Genomic DNA, 20249 nt, shown 5'->3' on the forward strand with positions numbered 1-20249 from the left:
CTTTCTGACTGCGGTCTGGCCGCGCGGGCCGGATCCCGGTCATTTTAGAGTACGTGCGGCGCCGCGGCCCCGCGCCGCCGACACGCCGATCAGTTAGACTTAAGCGCCACAGGATCTCATACCATGCCCCGCCCAATTTCAGCCACCGTTTCCGTTTCCGCCCTGGCCCACAACCTGGCCGCCGTGCGCAGCCACCTCGACCAGACCGCCGCCGCGGCCGGCGGCGTGCCGCCGTCGATCTGGGCAGTGATCAAGGCCAACGCCTACGGCCATGGCATCGAACAGGCCGTCGCCGGTTTTTCCAAGGCGCAAGGGCTGGCCATGCTGGACCTGGACGAGGCCGTGCGCTGCCGCGAGGCCGGCTGGGGCGGTCCGATCCTGCTGCTCGAAGGCTTCTTCAATCCGTCCGATCTCGAGATCGTCGACCGCTACCACCTGAGCATCACCGTGCATCAGCGCGAACAGCTCGACATGCTGGCGCGCGCCCGACTGTCGCGCCGCGTGGACGTCATGCTCAAGCTCAACAGCGGCATGAACCGGCTGGGCTTTTCGCCCGCGGCCTATCCCGCCGCCCACGAGCGCGCGCTGCTGCTGCAACAGCAGGGCGTGATCGGCTCGATCGGCAAGATGACCCATTTCGCCTGCGCCGACGGCCCCCAGGGCATCACCGAGCAACTGGCCGTGTTCAATTCGGTGACGCATAAGATGACCGGGCCTGTCAGCGTCTGCAATTCGGCGGCCACCCTGCGCTTCGCCGAGGTCGCCGTCGGTTCCGAGAGCCAGGCGCACTGGGTCCGTCCCGGCATCTGCCTGTATGGCGCCTCGCCCTTCGCCGACGCCGAGGCCGCCGCCTTCGGGCTCAACCCAGCCATGTCGTTGCGCTCCGAGATCATCGCGGTGCAGGAATTGAAGGCCGGCGACTCGGTCGGCTACGGCGCGCTGTTCCGCGCCGACCGCCCCATGCGCGTCGGCATCGTGGCCTGCGGCTACGCCGACGGCTATCCGCGCCATGCCGCCACCGGCACCCCGGTGGTCGTGGCCGGCGTCCGTACCCGGCTGGTCGGGCGGGTGTCGATGGACATGCTGATCGTCGACCTGGACCCGATTCCGGCCGCCGGCGTCGGCGCCCCGGTGTCGCTGTGGGGCGAGGAGGGGCCGTCGGTGGACGAAGTCGCGCTGGCGGCCGGCACCATCGGCTACGAGCTCCTTTGCGCCTTGGCGCCGCGCGTGCCGGTCACCCGGGACGCCTGATTCCTTTTTGACCAACCCCGGGCACTTTTCCGACTCTTGCCTGTCGCAAGCCTGACGGCGTCCGTTTTCACCGGGTACTTCCGCCCACGGCGGCAGGTGTCCGGCATGCAAGAATTGCTACGCAATTTACAAGACAGGCATCGCCGGATGGTGTCTACTTGAAAACCGGGCGCCCAAGCGCCCGTTTTCGCCCCAGTAACGAACGACGAGGTTTCGATCCATGAAGGACAAATGCGTGCTCATCACGGGCGCCACCAAAGGCATAGGCTGGGCCCTTACTCAGCGGCTGTCCGACATGGGTTGTCATGTGGTCGGTATCGCGCGCAATACCGGCGATGTGGACTTTCCCGGCTACCTCTATGCCTGTGACCTGGCCGACGCCGGCCGCACCGAGGAAGTGCTGCGCGAGATCCGCGAGAAATTCCCGGTCGATGCCGTGGTCAACAACGTCGGCATCGCCTCGCCCCAGCCGCTGGGCGAGATCGATCTGGCCACCCTCTACAACGTGCTGGACCTGAATGTGCGCGTCGCCGTGCAGGTGACGCAGGCCTTCATCGAATCGATGAAAGCGCGCCGCGCCGGCCGTATCGTCAACGTCTGCAGCCGCGCCATCCACGGCGGCCTGGAACGCACCGCCTATTCGGCCGCCAAGAGCGCGCTGGTCGGCTGCACCCGCACGTGGGCGCTGGAACTGGCCGAATACGGCGTGACCGCCAACGCGGTGGCGCCGGGCCCCATTGAAACCGAAATGTTCCGCGCCACCCGTCCGGCGGGCAGCGAAGGCGAAAAGCGCGCGCTGGCCTCGGTGCCGATGAAGCGCCTGGGCACGCCGGCCGAAGTGGCCGCCGCCATCGCCTTCCTGCTGTCGGACGACGCCGGCTTCATCACCGGCCAGGTGCTGGGCGTGGACGGCGGCGGCAGCCTGGGCGGCCGCTCCTGATCGCCCGCCCGCCCCACGGCCGGCACGCCGCCCGTGGCACGGGATAAAGAAGGCGCCCCACGGGCGCCTTTTTTGCCGCCGGGCCGCCCTCAAAGGCAAAAGCGCGCCCCCGCAGGGGCGGCGACCCGCGTAGCGGCGGAGCGTGGGGTTTTTTCCGTTTGCGGTCCGGCTCAGTACGGTCCGCCGGCCTTGGCGGCCGGCTTGACGTCCTTGAACTCGCCGGCCAGCTTCTCGGCAGCGCGCGCCAGCAGCACTGCGTCCACGCCCACCGCCACGAAGGTCGCGCCCAGCGACAGGTAGTGCCTGGCCTGCGCCACGCCGCTGTGCAGGATGCCGGCGGCCTTGCCCGACTTGACGATGCGGCCGATGGCCGCGTCGATGGTGCGGGTGACTTCGGGATGCTCGGGCTGGCCCAGGTAGCCCATGCTGGCCGACAGGTCGGCCGGGCCGATGAAGGCGCCGTCCACGCCGTCCACCGCCAGGATGGCCTCCAGCGCCTCCACCCCGCGCGGCGTCTCGATCTGCACCAGCACGCACATCTCGTCGTTGGCGCGCTCCAGGTAGTCGGGGATGCGGTTCCAGCGCGACGAACGCGCCAGCGCGCTGCCCACGCCACGGATGCCGGCGGGCGGATAGCGCACCGCGGCCACGGCGGCGGCGGCCTCTTCGGCCGACTGCACCATCGGCACCAGCAGCGTCTGCGCGCCGGTGTCGAGGATCTGCTTGATCTGCACGGGATCGTTCCAGGCCGGGCGTACCACCGGCGCCACCGGATAGGCGGCCACCGATTGCAGTTGCGCCAGCGTGGTTTGCAGCGTGTTGGGGGCGTGCTCGCCGTCGATCAGCAGCCAGTCGAAGCCGGCGCCGGCGATGATCTCGGAGGTGTAGGCGCTGGCCAGGCCGGCCCACAGGCCGATCTGGGGCGTGCCGGCGCGCAGCGCGCGTTTGAACTGATTGGTCAGGATATCCATGGGCCGCGTTGAGGTCAGATGAAGTGGCAGTTGACGGAGCCGAGCACGCCGTAGTCGACGTTGAAGGTGTCGCCGGGGCGCGCGGCCACCGGCCGGGTAAAGGAACCCGACAGGATGATCTCGCCCGCTTCCAGCGCCACCTCGTGCGCGGCCAGCTTGTTCGCCAGCCATACTACGCCATTGGCCGGATGGTTCAAGACGCCGGCGGCCACGCCGGTTTCCTCGATCACCGCGTTGCGCGACAGGATCGCGCCGATCCAGCGCAGGTCCAGCTCGCCGATCTTCACCGGCCGCCCGCCCATCACCACGCCGGCGTTGGCCGCGTTGTCGGCGATGGTGTCGAACACCTTGCGCGGACGCTTGCTGTCGGGGTCGATGCCGTGCGAGCGGGCATCGATGATCTCCAGCGCCGGGATCACGTAGTCCACCGCGTCGTATACCTGGAACAGGGTCACGTTCGGCCCTTGCAGGCGCTTGCCCAGCACGAAGGCCAGCTCCACTTCCAGCCGGGGCAGGATGAAGCGGCCGGCGGGAATGTCGCCGCCGTCCTCGAAGAACATGTCATCGAGCAACATGCCGAAATCGGGTTCGTCGATCTGCGACGACAACTGCATGGCGCGCGAGGTCAGGCCGATCTTGTGGCCACGCTTGACGCGGCCCTCGGCCAGCTTGATGTCCATCCAGGCGCGCTGGATGGCGTAGGCGTCGGCGATGGTGATGTCGGGGTGTTCCAGCGAGATCTGGCGGATCTGCTGGCGGGTGCGTTCGGCGTCGTGCAGGCGCGCGGCCAGCGCGCGCACGGTGGTGGAATCGAGCATGCGGGGTGTCCAGGTAGGGGGGTCAGGCGGGGCAGGGCACCAGCGTGTTGACCAGACGGCCGATGCCGTCGATCTCGGTCACGACCTCGTCGCCCGGCTGGACGTTGACGATGCCGTCCGGGGTGCCGGTCAGGATCAGGTCGCCGGGCGACAGCGTCATGAAGCCGCTGAAGTACGCGATCAGGGCGGGGATGTCGAACACCATGTCGCGGGTGTTGCCGCGCTGGGTCTCGACGCCGTTGACGGTGGTGCGCAGGTCCAGGTTCATCGGGTCGGCCACGTCGTCGCGGTCCACCAGCCATGGCCCCAGCGGGGTGCAGGTGTCGCGGCTCTTGACGCGCAGGTTGGGGCGATACCAGTTCTCCAGGTAGTCGCGCAGCGCGTAGTCGTTGGCCACGGTGTAGCCGGCCACGTAGTCATAGGCCTGCTCGCGCGTGACGTTGCGCGCGGTCTTGCCGATCACCACGGCCAGCTCGCATTCGTAGTGCATGAAGCCCACGTCCGCCGGCCGCAGCGTCTGCGCGCGATGGCCGACAAAGGTATTGGCTGCCTTCAGGAAGCCGAGCGGTTCGGGCGGCGCCTTGAACGCCAGTTCCTTGGCATGGTCGGCATAGTTGATGGCCAGCGTGAAAGTGGTGCGCGGCTCGATCGGCGGCAGCCAGGTCACCGCGTCCTCGGCCAGCAGGCGGCCGTCGGCCAGGCGGATCTGGCCGTGGCCGGCGTCGGTGGCGGCGTGGATGGCGCCTTCGTGGGCGATGCGTGCGTGTTTCATGGCGGGTTCCGTGGGGACGCCTCAGGCGCCGGCGATGAGCGTGTTGCCGAGCGTGCCGACCTGGTCGATGCGGATCTCGTAGCGTTGGCCCGCATGCGCCAGCGGCGCGTCGGCGCGGGCCCCGGCCAGCAGGATGTCGCCCGGTTCGAAGCTCATGAACGCGGTGACGTCGGCGATCAGGCGTGCCACCGGCCGCACCAGGTCGGCGGTGCTGGCGCGCTGCGCCAGTGCGCCGTCGATCCAGACCTCGATGGCGAGCGCGTCCGGGTCCGCCACGGACGACACCGGTGCCAGCGCGCGGCCGATCGGGCAGAAGCCGTCGCGGCACTGCTGCTTGAGCGCTGGACGGAAATAGCTGTCGTGCGGGGCCGACAGATCGGCCACCACGCGATAGCCGGCCACGTGGGACAGCGCCTCGGCTTCGCTGACGCGGCTGGCGCGCCGGCCGAACACGATGCCCAGGGTGGCGCCGATGCGCACCTGGGGCATGTCGGCGGGCAGCGTGATCGCGTCGCCGTCGGCGGCATAGGTATTGGCCGGCTTGATGTACAGCACCGGCGCGCGCGGCGCGGCCTGGTAGGGCGGCGCGTTCACCGCCTCGCCCAGCGCGGCCAGCGCCTGGCGCGTATTGAGCGCGGCGCCCGCCACCGTGCGCGGCAGCGCGGCGGCGCGGGCCGCCAGGTATTCGCGATAGTTGCTGTGCTTGTAGTTGAGCACCGCGTCGGCTTCTTCCACCTGCAGCGACAGGCCCAGCGGCCGGCGCGCCATCTCCGGCGCCAGCGCGTCGCGCAGGGCCTGGAACGTGCGTTCGCCCAATGCCGCCTGCTGCGCGGCGCTGCGGCCGTGGCCGATGCGCAGGAGCACGTGCACGAAGGCGTTGTCGGGATGGCCGTCCGCGATCAGGTAGTCATCGATCCGCACGGCGCGGGTACGGGCGCCGGCCAGCGGATAGAGGCTGCCGTCGCCGACGGCGGCGTCCTGCACCACGCGCATCAGGGCGCGGGTGTCCAGGTCCAGGTTGGCGGAGTACTCGATCCAGATATGTGGCATGACAGGCGCGGGACCAGCCCCCTCCGGCATATTGTTAGCATGTTAATTATCATAGCGAAAAAAGGGCGTCGGCGGCAATCGTCCGCGCAGCCGCGCGACAGGGGTTTTCCGTCGTTGACAGCGCCATCGCCGACGCATAAAGTTAACGAGTTAACTAAAATGTCGAGCCGCCCGCCGCATTGGCGCCGGCCGTCCGCCCAAGGCGAGGAGACGCACGTGAGCATCAAGCACTGGATCAATGGCAGGCAGGTCGACAGCGCCGACCGCTTCACCACCTTCAACCCGGCCACGGGCGAGGCCATCGACGACGTGGCCGCCGGCGGCCAGGCCGAGATCGACGCCGCCGTGGCCGCCGCGGCCGAGGCCTTTCCCAAGTGGGCCGGCACGCCCGCCAAGGAACGCGCGCGGCTGATGCGCCGCCTGGGCGAACTGATCGACCGCAACGTGCCGCAGTTGGCCGAGCTGGAAACCCGCGATACCGGCCTGCCCATCTCGCAGACGCGCAAACAACTGATCCCGCGCGCCTCCGAGAACTTCACCTTCTTCGCCGAAGTCTGCACCCGCATGAACGGCCACACTTATCCCGTGGACGACCAGATGCTGAACTACACGCTGTACCAGCCGGTCGGGGTGTGCGCGCTGGTGTCGCCTTGGAACGTGCCCTTCATGACCGCGACCTGGAAGACCGCGCCCTGCCTGGCGCTGGGCAATACCGCCGTGCTGAAGATGTCGGAGCTGTCGCCATTGACCGCCGACCAGCTCGGCCTGCTGGCGCTGGAGGCCGGCATCCCGCCCGGCGTGCTCAACGTGGTGCAGGGTTATGGCGCCACCGCCGGCGACGCGCTGGTGCGCCATCCCGGGGTGCGCGCGATCTCGTTCACCGGCGGCACCGTCACCGGCAAGAAGATCATGGCGAACGCGGGCGGCATCAAGAAGTTCTCGATGGAGCTGGGCGGCAAGTCGCCGGTGCTGGTGTTCGACGACGCCGACGTCGAGCGCGCGCTGGACGCGGCGCTGTTCACCATCTTCTCGCTCAATGGCGAGCGCTGCACCGCGGGCTCGCGCATCTTCGTGCAGGAATCGATTTACGATGACTTCGTGCGCCGCTTCGCCGAGCGCGCCAATCGCCTGGTGGTGGGCGACCCGACTGATGACAAGACCAATGTGGGCGCGATGATCACCCGCCAGCACTGGGAAAAGGTCACCGGCTACATCCGCCTGGCCAAGGAAGAGGGCGCGCGCATCCTGGCGGGCGGCGCCGACGCGCCGCGGGGCCTGCCGGCGCACCTGGCCGGCGGCAATTTCGTGCGGCCCACGGTGCTGGCCGACGTCGACAACCGCATGCGCTGCGCCCAGGAAGAGATCTTCGGGCCCGTCGCCTGCCTGATTCCGTTCAAGGACGAGGCCCACGGCCTGGCGCTGGCCAACGACGTCAAGTATGGCCTGGCCTCCTACATCTGGACCCGCGACATCGGCCGCGCCCACCGGCTGGCGCGCGGCATCGAGGCCGGCATGGTGTTCATCAACAGCCAGAACGTGCGCGACCTGCGCCAGCCGTTCGGTGGCACCAAGGAATCCGGCACCGGCCGCGAGGGCGGGGAATACAGCTACGAAGTGTTCGCCGAGATCAAGAACGTCTGCGTCTCGATGGGCAGCCACCCCATTCCGAAGTGGGGCATCTGACAGGCGCCCGGATACCGAAAACAACAGGAGACACGCATCATGGGCAAGCTCGCGCTGGCGGCCAAGGTAACGCACGTGCCGTCGATGTACTTATCTGAAATGCCCGGCCGCCATCACGGCTGCCGCGAAGCCGCGATCCAGGGCCATCGGATCATCGGCCAGCGCTGCCGCGACCTGGACGTGGATACGCTGGTGGTGCTGGACGTGCATTGGCTGGTGAACGCCGGCTACCACATCAACTGCAATGAACGCTTCGCCGGCCGCTACACCAGCAACGAGCTGCCGCACTTCATCCAGGACATGGATTACGCCTACCGCGGCGACCCGGCGCTGGGCCGGCGCATCGCCGAATGCGCCGGCGCCGCCGGCGTGCCCACCCGCGCGCACGAGATCGCCAGCCTGGAACTGGAATACGGCACGCTGGTGCCGATGCGCTACATGAATGGCGACGACCGCTTCAAGGTGGTGTCGGTGGCGGCCTGGTGCGCCTGGCATTCGCTGGACGACAGCCGTCGTTTCGGCGCGGCCCTGCGCCAGGCCATCGCGCAGAGCGACAGCCGCGTCGCGGTGCTGGCCAGCGGTTCGCTGTCGCACCGCTTCAACGACAACGGCAGCCCCGAGGCCGCCATGCATAACATCAGCCGCGAGTTTTACCGCCAGGTCGACCTGCGGGTGGTGGACCTGTGGCGCCAGGGCGACTGGAAGACGTTCTGCGCCATGCTGCCGGAATACGCCGAGCTGTGCGTGGGCGAGGGCGGCATGCACGACACCGCCATGTTGCTGGGGCTGCTGGGCTGGGATGCCTACGACCGGCCGGCCGAGATCGTCACGGACTACTTCACCAGTTCGGGCACGGGCCAGATCAACGCGATCCTGCCCGTGCCGGACTGATTCATTCGGTCGGGTCGCGCTTGATCAGGTCGACCATCGCGTCGACGTCGGCGTACAGGCGGTCGAGCAATTCCTTGCCGATCCGGTCCTCGATTTCCTGGTACTTGGCATCCACCTGCGGCCGCATGCGGTCGATCAGTTTATTGCTCTTGGGCGTCAGCGAAATCTCCTGGCGCCGTTGATCCGCGTTCGAGCGAACCCGCTTGATGAGGCCCTGTTCTTCCATGCCCGCCAGCATGCGGGTCAGGCTGGGGCTGAGGATCTGGCAACTGCGGGCGATCTGGTTGGGTTCCATCGCGCCGACTTCGCTCAGCGTGCGCAACACCCGCCATTGCTGTTCGGTGACGCCGGCCGCGTGCAGGATCGGGCGGAAATGCGCCATCAGGGTTTCACGCGCGTAAAGCAGCAGGTGGGGAAGGTTGCGGTGGTGGAAGCTCGGACTCATGTTGGCCATGTTAGCAAGAAGCCGATCAGTTTCTGACCAGATCTCGGGGGTATCAACGTCCAGGCCCGCAACGATGGCGGGCCTGGACGGGTAAAACGGAACGCGGAAACGGGGTCAGGACGCGGGGTTCTGCTGCGCCAGTTCCTGCAGGTCGTCGGGCAGGGTCAGGTCGGGGGCGCCCTGCTGCAATTCGCGCAGCGCCGTCACGGCCTCTTCCTGCTGGTCGTCCTGCATCAAGGCGCGGATGTGCGCCACGCGAGTCTCGATGTCCTGTTCGCTGAAGGCGACCGGCTCGCTGCTGGCCGCCTCGGCCGGCTGTTCGGCTGCGGCCGTGGCGGCAGCCGGCGTGGCGTCGACGCTGGCCTGCTGGGCGGGGGCGTCGGCGGGTGTCTGCACCGCGGCGCGCTGCACCGGCGCGGACGCCGGCTGCGGCGCGGGCGCTTCGGCGACCTCCGGCCGCGGCGCCGGGCCGCGTTCGATGTTGATGGCCGGTTCGTGCGACACGGCCAGTTGCGGCGTCATGTCGGCCATTTCCGCGTTTTCACGCATGTCGGTCCAGGCGAACAGGCCGGCGACCAGCGCCGCGCAGGCGGCTGCGGCCCAGCCCGGGTGCCAACTGCGGCCGGGATGCCAGGTGCGGCGCACCGCCGCATCCAGTTCGGGGCTGCCGCCGGCCCTGGGCTTGCGATACAGGGCGCGCAAATCCAGTTCGTCGTCTTCGTCGAAGGGGGGGCGATAGGTAATGCTCATGCGCGTACTCCTCGCGCATACGCCTGGTGGCAAGGCGTATCCGCGTCTGACCTTGGCCTGTGCCGCGCCGGTGGTCCGGCGGTCTCGTCCAGGGGCGGGTCTTGTTCCGGTTTAGGTGGCCGCGTTTGCGGCCCAAGCGTCTTGCGATGCGCCGCGATTCCCGTCGTGCCGTCCTGGCGGGCGGCGGCGCCGGGTATGCCGCCAAATAACCGACGGTTCAACATTGCGCATCACCCGGTGATTATGCGCGATTTGCAGAAATCTGCCAGCGAATTTCTTCTGTTTGCATGGTGTAACTATGACGCGTCCCTGTTTGTGCAAGCCAATTGAAAGCTGGCTGCACCAGGGCGGGGCAAAACCTGCCGTGGATGCGCGCCGTGGCGACGCGGCGGCGGCCCCCCGGCACCGTCCAGTGCCGGTAAACTTGCGCCCATGGCCAAAACCCGAACCGTCTATGTATGCGCCGAATGCGGCGGCACCACTCCGAAATGGCAAGGCAAGTGTCCGCACTGCAATGCCTGGAACACCCTCGAAGAAACCGTGGAGTCGGCCGCGCCGGCCGCCGCGGCCTCGCACCGCTATGCGCCGCTGGCCTCCAGCAGCCCGGTGCGCAGCCTGTCCGAGATCGAGGCGCGTGAAACCCCGCGCACCCCCACCGGGCTGGAGGAATTCGACCGCGTGCTGGGCGGCGGCCTGGTGGCCGGCGCCGTGGTGCTGATCGGCGGCGACCCCGGCATCGGCAAGTCGACCCTGCTGCTGCAGGCGCTGGCCTCGCTGTCCGAAAGCACCAACGTGCTCTACGTCACCGGCGAGGAATCGGCCGAGCAGGTGGCGCTGCGCGCGCGCCGGCTGGGACTGCAGACCGGCAACGTCAACCTGTTGGCGGAAATCCGCCTGGAGGCGATCCAGGCCGCAGTGTCCGAGCAGAAGCCCAGCGTGGCCGTGATCGACTCGATCCAGACCCTCTACAGCGGCGAGCTGACCGCGGCGCCCGGCTCGGTGTCGCAGGTGCGCGAGTGCGCCGCCCAATTGACGCGCCTGGCCAAGCAGACCGGCATCGCCATCGTCATGATTGGCCACGTCACCAAGGACGGCGCGCTGGCGGGACCACGCGTGCTCGAACACATCGTCGACACGGTGCTGTACTTCGAGGGCGACACGCACTCGTCTTTCCGGCTGGTGCGCGCCTTCAAGAACCGCTTCGGCGCGGTCAACGAGCTGGGCGTGTTCGCCATGACCGACCGCGGCCTGCGCGGCGTGGCCAACCCGTCGGCGCTGTTCCTGTCGCAGCACGAGCAGCAGGTGGCCGGCTCCTGCGTGATGGCCACGCAGGAGGGCACCCGCCCGCTGCTGGTCGAGATCCAGGCGCTGGTGGACAGCTCCCACGCGCCCAATCCGCGCCGCCTGACGGTCGGCCTGGAGGGCAACCGCCTGGCGATGCTGCTGGCCGTGCTGCACCGCCATGCCGGCGTGTCGACCTTCGACCAGGACGTGTTCGTCAACGCCGTCGGCGGGGTGCGCATCACCGAGCCCGCGGCCGACCTGCCGGTGCTGCTGGCCATCATGTCGTCGCTGCGCGACCGGCCCCTGCCGCGCGGCCTGATCGCCTTCGGCGAAGTCGGGCTGGCGGGCGAGATCCGGCCCGCGCCGCGCGGCCAGGAACGCCTGCGCGAAGCCGCCAAGCTGGGCTTCTCGATCGCGCTCATCCCCAAGGCCAACGCCCCGCGCCAGCCCATCGAGGGGCTGGAGATCTGGGCGGTGGACCGGCTCGACGCCGCGCTCGACAAGTTGCGCTGACGGGAGCCCCGAGTGAGTCTTTTGCTGATCGCCCTGTGCCTGGGCGCGGGATGCCTCATTGGCTTCATGGGCGGCGTGCTGGGCATCGGCGGCGGCCTGATCGCGATTCCGGCGCTGGTGCTGCTGCTGGACATGCCGCAGCAACTGGCGCAGGGCACCGCGCTTATCATGGTGTTGCCCACCATCATGATGGCGGTGCGCAAGTACAACCAGCAGACCCGCATCGACCGCCGCGTGGCGCTGGCCGGCGCGGGTGGGGCGGTAGTGTTCACCTGGGTCGGCGCGCGGCTGGCGCTGGGCATCGAGCCGGGCGTGCTGCGCCTGAGCTTCGCCGTGTTCCTGTTCTTCATCGCGCTGTTCTATGCATGGCAGACCTGGCGCGCCGGAAGCGTCCCGCCCGCTGCCCGGCCGGCCACCAGGAAAGGCGGCCTACCCGCCGGGGAAGCGCCGGCGTTCACGCCGCGTCGCGCGACCGCGCTGGGCGTGCTGTGCGGCACGCTGGGCGGCTTCTTCGGTGTCGGCGGCGCGGTGCTCGCCGTGCCCATCATCACGTCGGTCTTTCGCCTGTCGCAGACCACGGCGCAGGCGCTGGCCCTGTGCATGGTGATTCCCGGCTCGGCCGTGGCGCTGGTGACGTATTCCTGGGCGGGCAAGGCCGACTGGTGGGTGGGCTTGCCCCTGGCGGCGGGCAGCCTGTTGTTCGTGCCGGTGGGCGTGCGCCTGGCTTACCGTCTGCCTGAACGCAAGCTGAGAGCCTGCTTCGCGGCGATGCTGTTTGCCACCGTGGCGCTGCTGGTATTTGAAAGCTGAGCGGCGCGGCGGGGCCGCTCGATTGTCACGATCCCATGACCAAGCGTTAACGTCGGAAAGGGCGCGAAAATTCCGCGCGTCCCGCTGAACCTTCGTGGCGGTGCGGGCTCCAACGGAGTACGGGTTTTGCGGCGATGTTGCCGCCCCGTGTTGGCAAGGCCGGAGGGGCAGCCCTCGGGTCTTCACCATTAGGAGTACATGTAATGACGACTCACTCCCGTATCGCTGCGTTCCTGTCCACGTCGGCCTTGTGCCTCGGTCTCGCTGCCGCGCCTTCGGCGTTCGCGGCGGGCGCCGACGCCACGACCAAGGCAGGCGACACCAAGACCCACGCGCAGCACAAGCATCACAAGTCCGACAAGACGTCCGCCAAGCAGGGCACCGAGAAATCGGGCGCCGCCAAGGTGGATCAATCGGGGGCCACGGCTCCCGCCAAGTAAGTCGGCCGCGCAGTACCGGATCGCGAGATCCGCGCAGTTCCTTTGCACGGCGGACGGGCTTCGGGCCCGGAAGTCGAAAGCCTCTCGGTATGGGCGCCGAGAGGCTTTTTTCATGTGTTCCGCCCGCGGCGTGCGGCCTGCCCCGTGGCGCGGGCGGCGCCGCGGGGCAGGCCCGTGTCAATCCACTGGCGTGATCACGCGGCCGGTATCGAAATACGCCGCCAGGTTCTCCAGCATCAGGTCTTCCATGGCCTGGCGCGTTTCCAGCGTGGCGCTGCCGATGTGCGGCAGCAGCACCGCCTGGTCGCTCTTGATCAGGGCCTCGGGCACCTTGGGCTCGTGCTCGAACACGTCGAGCGCGGCGCAGCCGAGCTTGCCGGCCTCCAGCGCGGCCACCAGCGCGGCCTCGTCGATGACCGGGCCGCGCGCGATGTTGACGATGATGCCGCGCGGGCCGAGCGCTTCCAGCACCTCGCGATTGACCAGGTGGCGCGTGGCCGGGCCGCCCACGGTGGCCACGACCAGGAAGTCGGCCCAGGCCGCCAGGTCGGTCAGCGAGGCCTCGTAGCCGTAATCGACGTCGTCGCGCTTCCTGCGGTTGTGATAACGCACCTGCATATCGAAGCCGATGCCGCGGCGGGCGATGGCCTCGCCGATGCGGCCCAGGCCCACGATGCCGAGCTTCTTGCCGCTGACGCGCTGGCCCAGCGGAATGCTGCCGTGCACCTGGCCCCACTGGCCGGCGCGCACGAAGCGTTCGCCCTGGCCCATGCGGCGGGCGCCTGCGATCATCAGGCCCCAGGCCAGGTCCGCCACGCAATCGGTCAGCACGTCGGGCGTGTTGCTGACCTGCACGCCGCGCGCATGCGCGGCCTGCACGTCGATGGTCTCGTAGCCCACGCCCCAACTGCAGATGGCCTTCAGGTCGGGCAGGGCGTTGATGAGTTCGGCGTTGGCGCCGAAGTTGGCCGAGGTGACGACGGCCGTGACGCCCTTGCCGAGTTCGGCCAGGGCGGCCTTGCGGTCCGGCTGCTTCCAGAGCTCGATGACGTCGTAGCGCTCGGCGAGGCGCTGGTTGGCGGAGGGCGAGCCGGCCAGCGAGCCGACCTGGATGATGCGATGCTTGGTGGTCATGTTGTCGTACAGGTGGGTGGCGAAACCTTCATGCTACTTGATCCGGCCTTGAATCCGGCTGACAAGGCGCGGGCCGCGGGAACCCTCCCGGGCCGCGCCCTTGAGCGGCGGGCTCGAATCAGGCTGCCCAAGGCTGCCTGCCCCAAGCAGCCCATTTCAAGCAGCCTTACTCCAGCTGGATATCTGCCTTCTGGATCACGTCCTTCCAGCGCTTGACCTCGGCCTGCTGGAACGCGCTGAACTGCTGCGGCGTGTTCGCCACCACCTCGAAGCCCAGGCCCTGCAGCGTCTTCTCGGTCTGCGGATCGCGCAGGGCGGTCTGCAGGGCCTTGGTCAACTGCTGCACTACGGCCGGCGGGGTGCCCTTGGGCACCGCGAAGCCCTGCCACGAATACACCACCATGTCCTTGATGCCGGCCTCGGCCAGCGTCGGCACGTCCGGCAGGTCCGCCGCGCGCGCGTCGCCGGTGATGGCCAGCGCCTTGAGCTTGCCGGCCTTGATGTGCGTCTGCACCGCGCCCAGGTTCTGGAACGACACGTTGACCTGGCCGCCGATCAGGTCGGCGATGGCGGCGCCGCCGCCGCGATACGGCACGTCCACGCCCGAGGTCTGGGTGCGCTGGCGGAACATCACCGCCGACAGGTGGTCGGACGAGCCCGTGCCGGACGAAGCGTATGAAACCTTGCCCGGATTCTTGTTCGCATAGTCCACCAGCTCGGCCACCGTGCTGGCCGGGAACGACGGCGAGGCCACCAGCACGTTGGGGTTGCGCACCGCCTGCGTGAGGTACTCGAAGTCCTTGCTCGGGTTGTACGAGAGGTTCTTGTACAGCGCCTCGTTGATGGCGAAGGTGCCGATCGAGCCGACCATCATGGTGTAGCCGTCGGGCGTGGCGCGGGCCAGCGCCTGCGCGCCGATGGCGCTGTTGGCGCCCGGCTTGTTCTCGACCACGAAGGTCTGGCCCAGCGCTTTCGTCAGCCCCGGCGTGACGCTGCGCGCCGTGATGTCGGACGAGCCGCCCGGCACGAACGGCACGATCATCGTGACGGGCTTGGTGGGATAGCCGGCGGCGTGGACCGCCGGCCCGGCAAGCAGGGCGGCGGACAGCGCGACCGCGCCGATCGATCTGTTCATGATGTCTCCTGGTTCGCGTGATGATGAGGAACCCGGCGCCCACGCGTGGCGGCCGGGCCCGGATCGGCGCGGGTCAGTCGACCTTGGCGCCCGATTGCTTCACGACCGCGGCCCATTTGACGGTTTCCCGCGCCATGAACTGGGTGAATTGCGCCGGCGTGTTGCCCGAGGGCGTCGCGCCCTGGGCCTGCAATTGTTCGCGCACCGCCGCCTGCTGCAGCGCCGCGGCGACATCGCGCTGGACCTTGTCGACGATCTGTTGTGGCGTGCCCGCCGGGGCCAGCAGGCCGAACCAACTGGACGCCTCGTAGCCTTGCACGCCGGCCTCGGCCAGCGTCGGCACGTCGGGCAGCGCCGGCGAGCGCGTGGCGGTGGTGACCGCCAGCGGCCGCAGCTTGCCGCCCTTGATGAAGCCCATCGACGACGGCAGGTTGTCGAAGATCAGGTCGGCCGACCCCGCCATCACATCCGTCAGGGCCGGGCTGCTGCCCTTGTAGGGCACGTGCGTCATGCGGGTGTCTGTCATGGTCTGGAATAGTTCCCCCGACAGGTGGGTCGAGGTGCCGTTGCCGGTCGAGGCCATATTGACGCTGCCGGGATTGGCCTTCAGGTATTTGATCAGGTCCGCCACGCTGCGGATGCCGTGCTTGTCGGCAAAGGCCGGATTCAGTTCCAGCACGTTGGGCACCGGGATCACCAGCGTGACCGGCGTGAAGTCCTTGACCGGGTCGTAGGGCAGCTTGGCGTAAACGGACTGGTTGATCGCATGAGTGCTGACGGTGCCCATCAGCAGCGTGTAGCCATCGGGCGTGGCGCGGGCGGCTTCGGCGGTGCCGACGTTGCCGCCCGCGCCCGCCTTGTTGTCCACCACCACCGCCTTGCCCCAGGCCTTGCCCAGTTCGGCCGCGACCACGCGCGCGGCGATGTCGGCGGTGCCGCCGGCGGGGAAGGGCACGATGATCCTGACGTCGCGCGCCGGATAGTCGGCGGCGCGCGCGGCGGCGGGCAACAGGACTGCCGCCGCCAGACAGGCGGCAAGGGCCAGGCGGCCGCGCAAGGGGGCTGCAAGCATGGAAGTCGTCTCCTCGTGTGCGCGTGGCCGCGCATCGTTTGTGGGGTGTTCCTGCCAGGCCGGGGCCCGGGTCTGAATGCTGCCGGCGTCTGTCGCGCCTTGCCGTCGTGAATGCCGATGACTTGTAAAACGAATATAGGTATTGAGGGTCTACTTGTCAACCAAGTATACTTTTTCCAAGCTACTCATCTAACAACTGGATTCCCCCTCGGAATCCGCCAGGAGACCCGCCATGAAAACCTCCCCGGTCACCGTGCAGGACCTGCAGCGTTCCGTCATCGCGGTCCCGCCGCTGGCGCGCCATGCCGACCTGTCGCTGAACGAAGCCGCCAACCAGGCCCTGCTGCGGCACCTGGAGGCGGGCGGGGTGCGCAACGTGATGTACGGCGGCAATGCCAACTTCTACAACGTCGGCGTGGGCGAATACGCGCGCATCGTCGATATGCTGGCCGCGCTGGCCGGGCCGGACACCTGGATCCTGCCGTCGGTCGGCCCCGATTTCGGCAAGATGATGGACCAGGCGGCGATCCTGCGCGGCCGCGCCTTCCCCACGGCCATGCTGCTGCCGATGTCGTTTCCCTACACCGACGCCGGCCTGGCCGACGGCGTGCGCCGCTTCACCGATGCGCTGGGCAAGCCGGCGGTTGTCTACATCAAGTCGGCCGACTACCTGGCCCCGGCCACCGCGGCGCGGCTGGTCGAGGAAGGCCGCATCGTGGCGTTCAAGTATGCGGTGGTGCGCGAGGACCCGGCGCGCGACGCCTACCTGTCGGCGCTGCTGCAAAGCGTGGACGCCAATCGCGTGGTCAGCGGCATCGGCGAGCGCCCGGCCATCGTCCACTATCGCGACTTCGGCCTGAAGAGCTTCACCTCCGGCTCGGTCTGCGTGGCGCCGCGCGGCTCGATGCGCCTGCTGCGCCTGCTCAAGGAAGGCCGCTACGACGAGGCCGAGTCGGTGCGCGCCCAATACCTGGGCCTGGAGGACTGCCGCGACGCGATCAGCCCGATCCGTGTGCTGCACGACGCCGTGACCCTGTCGGGCGTGGCCGACATGGGCCCGATGCTGCCGCTGCTGACCGGCATTTCCAGCGCCGAGCGCGAGCGGGTCGCGCCGGTGGCGCGCGCGCTGGCCGAGTGGGACCGCGAAGCCGTCGCGGCCTGATGGCCGCGCGCGCGGCAACGGCGGTACGATGAGCGCTGCCGATACGCACCAGGAGATTTCGTGGCCCGACCCAAAGCATCGCCTCCCTCCGCGCCGCCCGCGTCCGCCGAGCCGGACGCCATGGGCGCGCTGGTGCTGGAACGCGGCCATCGCGTCCGGCTGGCCGACCAACTTTACGGCCAGATCTTCGAGCAGATCGTCGCCGGCAATCTCAACGTCGGCGATAAGCTGCCTTCCGAGAACGAGATTTCCGAACGCTTCGGCGTGTCGCGGCCGGTGGTGCGCGAAGCGCTGTTGCGCCTGCGCGCCGACGGCCTCATCACCGCGCACCAGGGCCTGGGCACCTTCGTCAGCCACCAGCCGGCGCCGCGCCTGACGGCCTTCAGCGACGTTGGCAACGTCGGCGCCTATCTGCGCGCGCAGGAGTTGCGCGTGGCGCTCGAGGGCGATGCCGCGAGGCTGGCGGCGCTGCGCCGCACCGACGAGCAGTTGCACAAGATCGAGGCCGCGCATGCCGCCTTCGCCGACAGCCTGGCGCGCGGCCAGATGTCGGCCGAGGCCGACCTGGCGTTCCACGCCAGCATCACCGAGGCCACCGGCAACGACTTCTATCTCGGGGTGCTGGAAAGCATCCACGAGTCCATCAATGGCTTCATGCGCCTGACGCTCAACCTGACCCGCACCGGGTCGCGCCAGCGCGCCCAGCGCGTCCTCGACGAGCACGCCACCATCCTCGACGCGATCCGCGCCCAGGACGGCGAGCGCGCCCGGGTCGCCATGCAATTCCACCTGGGCCAGGCCCGCCACCGGCTGGTCGACCGCGAACGCGATTGACCGGCCGCTCGCGCCGTCCGGGAGCTTCACACTGACAACAGCAGGAGACATCGCGTGCAAGGCAATGGTTCGGCAGGAACAGCGGCATCGGCGGGGCAGGTGCGTGAACAGATTCTGATCGTGTTGCAGGCCTGGGGCATGGCGCCCGACCTGGCCGCCATCACCGCCGGCCTGATGGCCGAGACGGATCTGCTGGGCATCGATTCGCACGGCATCTCGATGCTGCCGTCATACGAGGAAAAGCTGCGCGCGGGCACGCTCAAGCTCGACGCGCGCCCGCGCGTGGTGCGCGACGGCGGCGCCAGCGCGCTGCTGGACGGCATGGGCGGACTGGGCTACCCGGTGTCGGCGCAGGCCATGAACCTGGCCGTCGACAAGGCGCTGGAGCATGGCGTGGGCGCGGTGTCAGTGTGCAATTCGCATCACTTCGGCGCGGCTGGCGTCTATGCGCGCATCGCGGTCGAGCGCGGCGTGGTCGGGCTGGTCACCAGCAGCGCCAACGGCGTCATCATGGTGCCCACGCGCGGCGCCATGCCCATGCTGGGCACCAACCCCATCGCCTTCGGCGCGCCGGCCGCGCATAACGAGCCGTTCGTGCTCGACATGGCCACCACCACCGTTGCGGCCAACAAGGTCAAGGTCTATGACTTCCTTGGCAAGCCGCTGCCGCCGGGCTGGGCGGTGGACGGGCAGGGCGAGCCTGTCACCGCGGCCGACAGCGCCATGCAGTTCATCTTCAAGCATCCCGAGGGCGGGCTGACGCCGCTGGGCGGCACGCCGGCCATGAGCAGCCACAAGGGCTATGGCCTGGCGATGATGGCGCAGATCCTGGGCGGCACGCTCAGCGGCAGCGCACTGGCGGCGCGCCGCAACGTCACGCGCCGTCCCGGCGAACCCGACGACGTCGGCCACTTCTTCCTGGCGCTCAATCCCGACGCCTTCCGCGCCAGCGGCTCGTTCGAGTCGGACATGGACGACCTGATCGACACGCTGCACGACACCCCGCCGGCGCGGCCCGACGAACCGGTGCTGGTGGCCGGCGAACCCGAGGCCGCCGAGCGCGCGCGCCGCCGCGAGCAGGGCATCCCGATCCCGCCCGCCCTCGCCAAGCGCCTGCGCGAGATCTGCCAGCGGGCCGCGGTGCCGTATCTGCTGGACTGAGCCCTCCGCCCGGTCGCATGACGTTTTCCCCGCCGCGCGGGCCTGCCCGCGCGTTGATTCACCGACCCGGCCACCGGGCGGCAAGCATTAGAAAAACACGACAAGGAGACAACCATGCAACACAAGACATCGCCGGCGCGCCGCCGGCTGGGACTGGCCGCGCTGGCATTGGGCGCGGCCGCGGCGATCGCACCGGGGCTGCTGCTGGCGCAGGACTGGCCGACACGGCCGGTCAAGCTGATCGTGCCGTTCCCCGCGGGCGGCAGCACCGACGCGGTCGGACGCCTGCTGGCCGCCGAGCTGTCCAAGGAACTGGGACAGAGCGTCGTGGTCGAGAACAAGGGCGGCGCCAACGGCAACATCGGTTCCGATGTGGTCGCCAAGGCCGAGCCCGACGGCTACACGCTGCTGCTGTCGGGGGTGGGCTCGAACGCCATCAGCTATTCGCTCTACCAGAGCATGCCGTACCGCGACAGCGACTTCGCCCACATCTCGCTGCTGGCCACCGGGCCCAACGTGCTGGTGGCCAACATGGATTTCCCGGCCACCAACTTCGCCGACTTCATCAAGCTGGTGCGCGCCAACCCGGGCAAGTACACCCACGCCAGCTCGGGCAATGGATCGTCGGGCCACCTGGCCATGGAGATGCTCAAGCAGGCCGCCAAGATCGACCTGGTGCACGTGCCCTACAAGGGCGGCGCCGCCGCCATCACCGACATGATCGGCGGCCGCGTGTCGGTGATGTTCCTGAACCAGGACACGCTGCTGCCGCAGGTCAAGTCCGGCAAGCTGCGCGCGCTGGCGGTGGCCAGCGCCAAGCGCAATCCCGCCTATCCGGATACGCCCACGGTCGCGGAGTCCGGCTACCCGGGCTTCGCCGCCGAATCATGGTTCGGCCTGTCGGCGCCGGCCAAGACGCCGCCGGCCGTCATTCAGCGGCTGAACCAGGCCACCGTCAAAGCCCTGGCTTCACCGGATATCCGGCAGAAGCTGGAAAGCGTAGGCTTCGTGGTGGTGGGCGACGACCCCAAGGCGTTCTCGGCCTTTGTCCAATCCGAAATCACCAAATGGGGCGCGGCGGCCAAGGCCTCCGGCGCCCGCATGGACTAGCGTTCTGTATCAACACTCCCCGC

20 protein-coding genes and 1 pseudogene are annotated in these 20249 nt (G+C 68.9%); 11 read left to right on the top strand and 10 right to left on the bottom strand.

Going from position 1 to position 20249, the window contains the following annotated elements:
* Positions 1 to 123: 123 nt before the first annotated feature.
* Both alr and SB816_RS09290 read left to right on the top strand, forming a co-directional pair.
* Complete coding sequence (gene alr / locus SB816_RS09285) at positions 124 to 1251, top strand: alanine racemase (protein ID WP_410546838.1); 1128 nt, start codon at positions 124 to 126, stop codon at positions 1249 to 1251.
* A 220-nt stretch (positions 1252 to 1471) separates the two neighbouring features.
* Positions 1472 to 2191, top strand: a complete 720-nt coding sequence (locus SB816_RS09290; RefSeq protein ID WP_020928472.1) for an SDR family oxidoreductase — start codon at positions 1472 to 1474, stop codon at positions 2189 to 2191.
* Between the two features lie 170 nt (positions 2192 to 2361).
* Here SB816_RS09290 and hpaI read toward each other — a convergent pair whose 3' ends face one another.
* From hpaI to SB816_RS09315, 5 genes and pseudogenes are all read right to left on the bottom strand, one after another.
* Positions 2362 to 3162 (bottom strand): 4-hydroxy-2-oxoheptanedioate aldolase, encoded by an 801-nt coding sequence (hpaI, locus tag SB816_RS09295; protein WP_064524707.1) that lies wholly within the window; start codon positions 3160 to 3162, stop codon positions 2362 to 2364.
* A gap of 14 nt (positions 3163 to 3176) precedes the next feature.
* Positions 3177 to 3980: a 2-oxo-hept-4-ene-1,7-dioate hydratase gene (hpaH, locus tag SB816_RS09300; RefSeq protein ID WP_049073070.1), complete on the bottom strand. Its 804-nt coding sequence runs from the start codon at positions 3978 to 3980 to the stop codon at positions 3177 to 3179.
* Between the two features lie 22 nt (positions 3981 to 4002).
* Positions 4003 to 4752: a fumarylacetoacetate hydrolase family protein gene (locus SB816_RS09305; protein WP_049073071.1), complete on the bottom strand. Its 750-nt coding sequence runs from the start codon at positions 4750 to 4752 to the stop codon at positions 4003 to 4005.
* Between the two features lie 21 nt (positions 4753 to 4773).
* Positions 4774 to 5433, bottom strand: a complete 660-nt coding sequence (locus tag SB816_RS09310; RefSeq protein WP_258955736.1) for a fumarylacetoacetate hydrolase family protein — start codon at positions 5431 to 5433, stop codon at positions 4774 to 4776.
* Between the two features lie 15 nt (positions 5434 to 5448).
* Positions 5449 to 5832: pseudogene (locus tag SB816_RS09315) on the bottom strand (4-hydroxyphenylacetate isomerase); the annotation flags it as partial.
* A gap of 186 nt (positions 5833 to 6018) precedes the next feature.
* Here SB816_RS09315 and hpaE point away from each other — a divergent pair.
* Both hpaE and hpaD read left to right on the top strand, forming a co-directional pair.
* On the top strand, positions 6019 to 7485 hold the full coding sequence (hpaE, locus tag SB816_RS09320; protein WP_410546839.1) for a 5-carboxymethyl-2-hydroxymuconate semialdehyde dehydrogenase: 1467 nt from the start codon (positions 6019 to 6021) through the stop codon (positions 7483 to 7485).
* Positions 7486 to 7524: 39 nt separating this feature from the next.
* The gene (hpaD, locus tag SB816_RS09325; protein ID WP_054502055.1) at positions 7525 to 8376 is read left to right on the top strand and encodes a 3,4-dihydroxyphenylacetate 2,3-dioxygenase; all 852 of its coding nucleotides are present in this window, start codon (positions 7525 to 7527) and stop codon (positions 8374 to 8376) included.
* Between the two features lies 1 nt (position 8377).
* On the opposite strand, the gene hpaR is transcribed toward hpaD, so the two are convergent.
* Both hpaR and SB816_RS09335 read right to left on the bottom strand, forming a co-directional pair.
* Positions 8378 to 8821, bottom strand: coding sequence for a homoprotocatechuate degradation operon regulator HpaR (hpaR, locus tag SB816_RS09330; RefSeq protein WP_054502418.1), 444 nt, complete (start codon positions 8819 to 8821; stop codon positions 8378 to 8380).
* Positions 8822 to 8935: 114 nt separating this feature from the next.
* Positions 8936 to 9571: a hypothetical protein gene (locus tag SB816_RS09335; protein ID WP_144654859.1), complete on the bottom strand. Its 636-nt coding sequence runs from the start codon at positions 9569 to 9571 to the stop codon at positions 8936 to 8938.
* Between the two features lie 432 nt (positions 9572 to 10003).
* On the opposite strand from SB816_RS09335, the gene radA reads away from it, so the two are divergent.
* The 3 genes from radA to SB816_RS09350 all read left to right on the top strand — a co-directional run bounded on the left by radA (position 10004) and on the right by SB816_RS09350 (position 12618).
* The gene (radA, locus tag SB816_RS09340; protein ID WP_006396055.1) at positions 10004 to 11368 is read left to right on the top strand and encodes a DNA repair protein RadA; all 1365 of its coding nucleotides are present in this window, start codon (positions 10004 to 10006) and stop codon (positions 11366 to 11368) included.
* A gap of 12 nt (positions 11369 to 11380) precedes the next feature.
* On the top strand, positions 11381 to 12178 hold the full coding sequence (locus tag SB816_RS09345) for a sulfite exporter TauE/SafE family protein (protein WP_054502057.1): 798 nt from the start codon (positions 11381 to 11383) through the stop codon (positions 12176 to 12178).
* A 203-nt stretch (positions 12179 to 12381) separates the two neighbouring features.
* Positions 12382 to 12618, top strand: a complete 237-nt coding sequence (locus tag SB816_RS09350) for a hypothetical protein (RefSeq protein WP_054502058.1) — start codon at positions 12382 to 12384, stop codon at positions 12616 to 12618.
* A 177-nt stretch (positions 12619 to 12795) separates the two neighbouring features.
* Here the strand turns inward: SB816_RS09350 and SB816_RS09355 are convergent, their stop codons facing one another.
* The 3 genes from SB816_RS09355 to SB816_RS09365 form a co-directional block, all read right to left on the bottom strand.
* Entirely contained in the window at positions 12796 to 13752 is a 957-nt protein-coding gene (locus SB816_RS09355; protein ID WP_026384457.1) for a 2-hydroxyacid dehydrogenase, read from the bottom strand.
* A gap of 166 nt (positions 13753 to 13918) precedes the next feature.
* Positions 13919 to 14887: a Bug family tripartite tricarboxylate transporter substrate binding protein gene (locus tag SB816_RS09360; RefSeq protein ID WP_144654860.1), complete on the bottom strand. Its 969-nt coding sequence runs from the start codon at positions 14885 to 14887 to the stop codon at positions 13919 to 13921.
* Positions 14888 to 14960: 73 nt separating this feature from the next.
* Positions 14961 to 15959 (bottom strand): tripartite tricarboxylate transporter substrate binding protein, encoded by a 999-nt coding sequence (locus SB816_RS09365; RefSeq protein WP_410546840.1) that lies wholly within the window; start codon positions 15957 to 15959, stop codon positions 14961 to 14963.
* 232 nt (positions 15960 to 16191) lie between these two features.
* On the opposite strand from SB816_RS09365, the gene SB816_RS09370 reads away from it, so the two are divergent.
* From SB816_RS09370 to SB816_RS09385, 4 genes are all read left to right on the top strand, one after another.
* Positions 16192 to 17121, top strand: coding sequence for a dihydrodipicolinate synthase family protein (locus tag SB816_RS09370; protein ID WP_054502060.1), 930 nt, complete (start codon positions 16192 to 16194; stop codon positions 17119 to 17121).
* Between the two features lie 120 nt (positions 17122 to 17241).
* Positions 17242 to 17955, top strand: coding sequence for a FadR/GntR family transcriptional regulator (locus tag SB816_RS09375; RefSeq protein ID WP_049073084.1), 714 nt, complete (start codon positions 17242 to 17244; stop codon positions 17953 to 17955).
* A gap of 54 nt (positions 17956 to 18009) precedes the next feature.
* Entirely contained in the window at positions 18010 to 19116 is a 1107-nt protein-coding gene (locus tag SB816_RS09380; protein WP_054502061.1) for an Ldh family oxidoreductase, read from the top strand.
* 114 nt (positions 19117 to 19230) lie between these two features.
* A complete protein-coding gene (locus SB816_RS09385; protein ID WP_054502062.1) occupies positions 19231 to 20226 on the top strand; it encodes a Bug family tripartite tricarboxylate transporter substrate binding protein in 996 nt (331 codons plus the stop codon).
* The last annotated feature ends 23 nt before the right edge of the window (positions 20227 to 20249 follow it).

Source organism: Achromobacter sp. SIMBA_011, assembly GCF_046535435.1.
Taxonomy (GTDB): Bacteria; Pseudomonadota; Gammaproteobacteria; order Burkholderiales; family Burkholderiaceae_B; genus Achromobacter; species Achromobacter dolens.

What these genes read in the sequence shown, in the direction of transcription:
- hpaH (WP_049073070.1), bottom strand. Translation starts at nt 3,980, where the DNA reads ATGCTCGATTCCACCACCGTGCGCGCGCTGGCCGCGCGCCTGCACGAC.
- SB816_RS09360 (WP_144654860.1), bottom strand. Translation starts at nt 14,887, where the DNA reads ATGAACAGATCGATCGGCGCGGTCGCGCTGTCCGCCGCCCTGCTTGCC.
- radA (WP_006396055.1), top strand. Translation starts at nt 10,004, where the DNA reads ATGGCCAAAACCCGAACCGTCTATGTATGCGCCGAATGCGGCGGCACC.
- SB816_RS09370 (WP_054502060.1), top strand. Translation starts at nt 16,192, where the DNA reads ATGAAAACCTCCCCGGTCACCGTGCAGGACCTGCAGCGTTCCGTCATC.
- hpaR (WP_054502418.1), bottom strand. Translation starts at nt 8,821, where the DNA reads ATGAGTCCGAGCTTCCACCACCGCAACCTTCCCCACCTGCTGCTTTAC.
- SB816_RS09355 (WP_026384457.1), bottom strand. Translation starts at nt 13,752, where the DNA reads ATGACCACCAAGCATCGCATCATCCAGGTCGGCTCGCTGGCCGGCTCG.
- SB816_RS09385 (WP_054502062.1), top strand. Translation starts at nt 19,231, where the DNA reads ATGCAACACAAGACATCGCCGGCGCGCCGCCGGCTGGGACTGGCCGCG.
- hpaI (WP_064524707.1), bottom strand. Translation starts at nt 3,162, where the DNA reads ATGGATATCCTGACCAATCAGTTCAAACGCGCGCTGCGCGCCGGCACG.
- SB816_RS09290 (WP_020928472.1), top strand. Translation starts at nt 1,472, where the DNA reads ATGAAGGACAAATGCGTGCTCATCACGGGCGCCACCAAAGGCATAGGC.
- SB816_RS09365 (WP_410546840.1), bottom strand. Translation starts at nt 15,959, where the DNA reads ATGCTTGCAGCCCCCTTGCGCGGCCGCCTGGCCCTTGCCGCCTGTCTG.
- SB816_RS09335 (WP_144654859.1), bottom strand. Translation starts at nt 9,571, where the DNA reads ATGAGCATTACCTATCGCCCCCCCTTCGACGAAGACGACGAACTGGAT.
- hpaD (WP_054502055.1), top strand. Translation starts at nt 7,525, where the DNA reads ATGGGCAAGCTCGCGCTGGCGGCCAAGGTAACGCACGTGCCGTCGATG.
- SB816_RS09305 (WP_049073071.1), bottom strand. Translation starts at nt 4,752, where the DNA reads ATGAAACACGCACGCATCGCCCACGAAGGCGCCATCCACGCCGCCACC.
- SB816_RS09375 (WP_049073084.1), top strand. Translation starts at nt 17,242, where the DNA reads ATGGGCGCGCTGGTGCTGGAACGCGGCCATCGCGTCCGGCTGGCCGAC.
- alr (WP_410546838.1), top strand. Translation starts at nt 124, where the DNA reads ATGCCCCGCCCAATTTCAGCCACCGTTTCCGTTTCCGCCCTGGCCCAC.
- SB816_RS09350 (WP_054502058.1), top strand. Translation starts at nt 12,382, where the DNA reads ATGACGACTCACTCCCGTATCGCTGCGTTCCTGTCCACGTCGGCCTTG.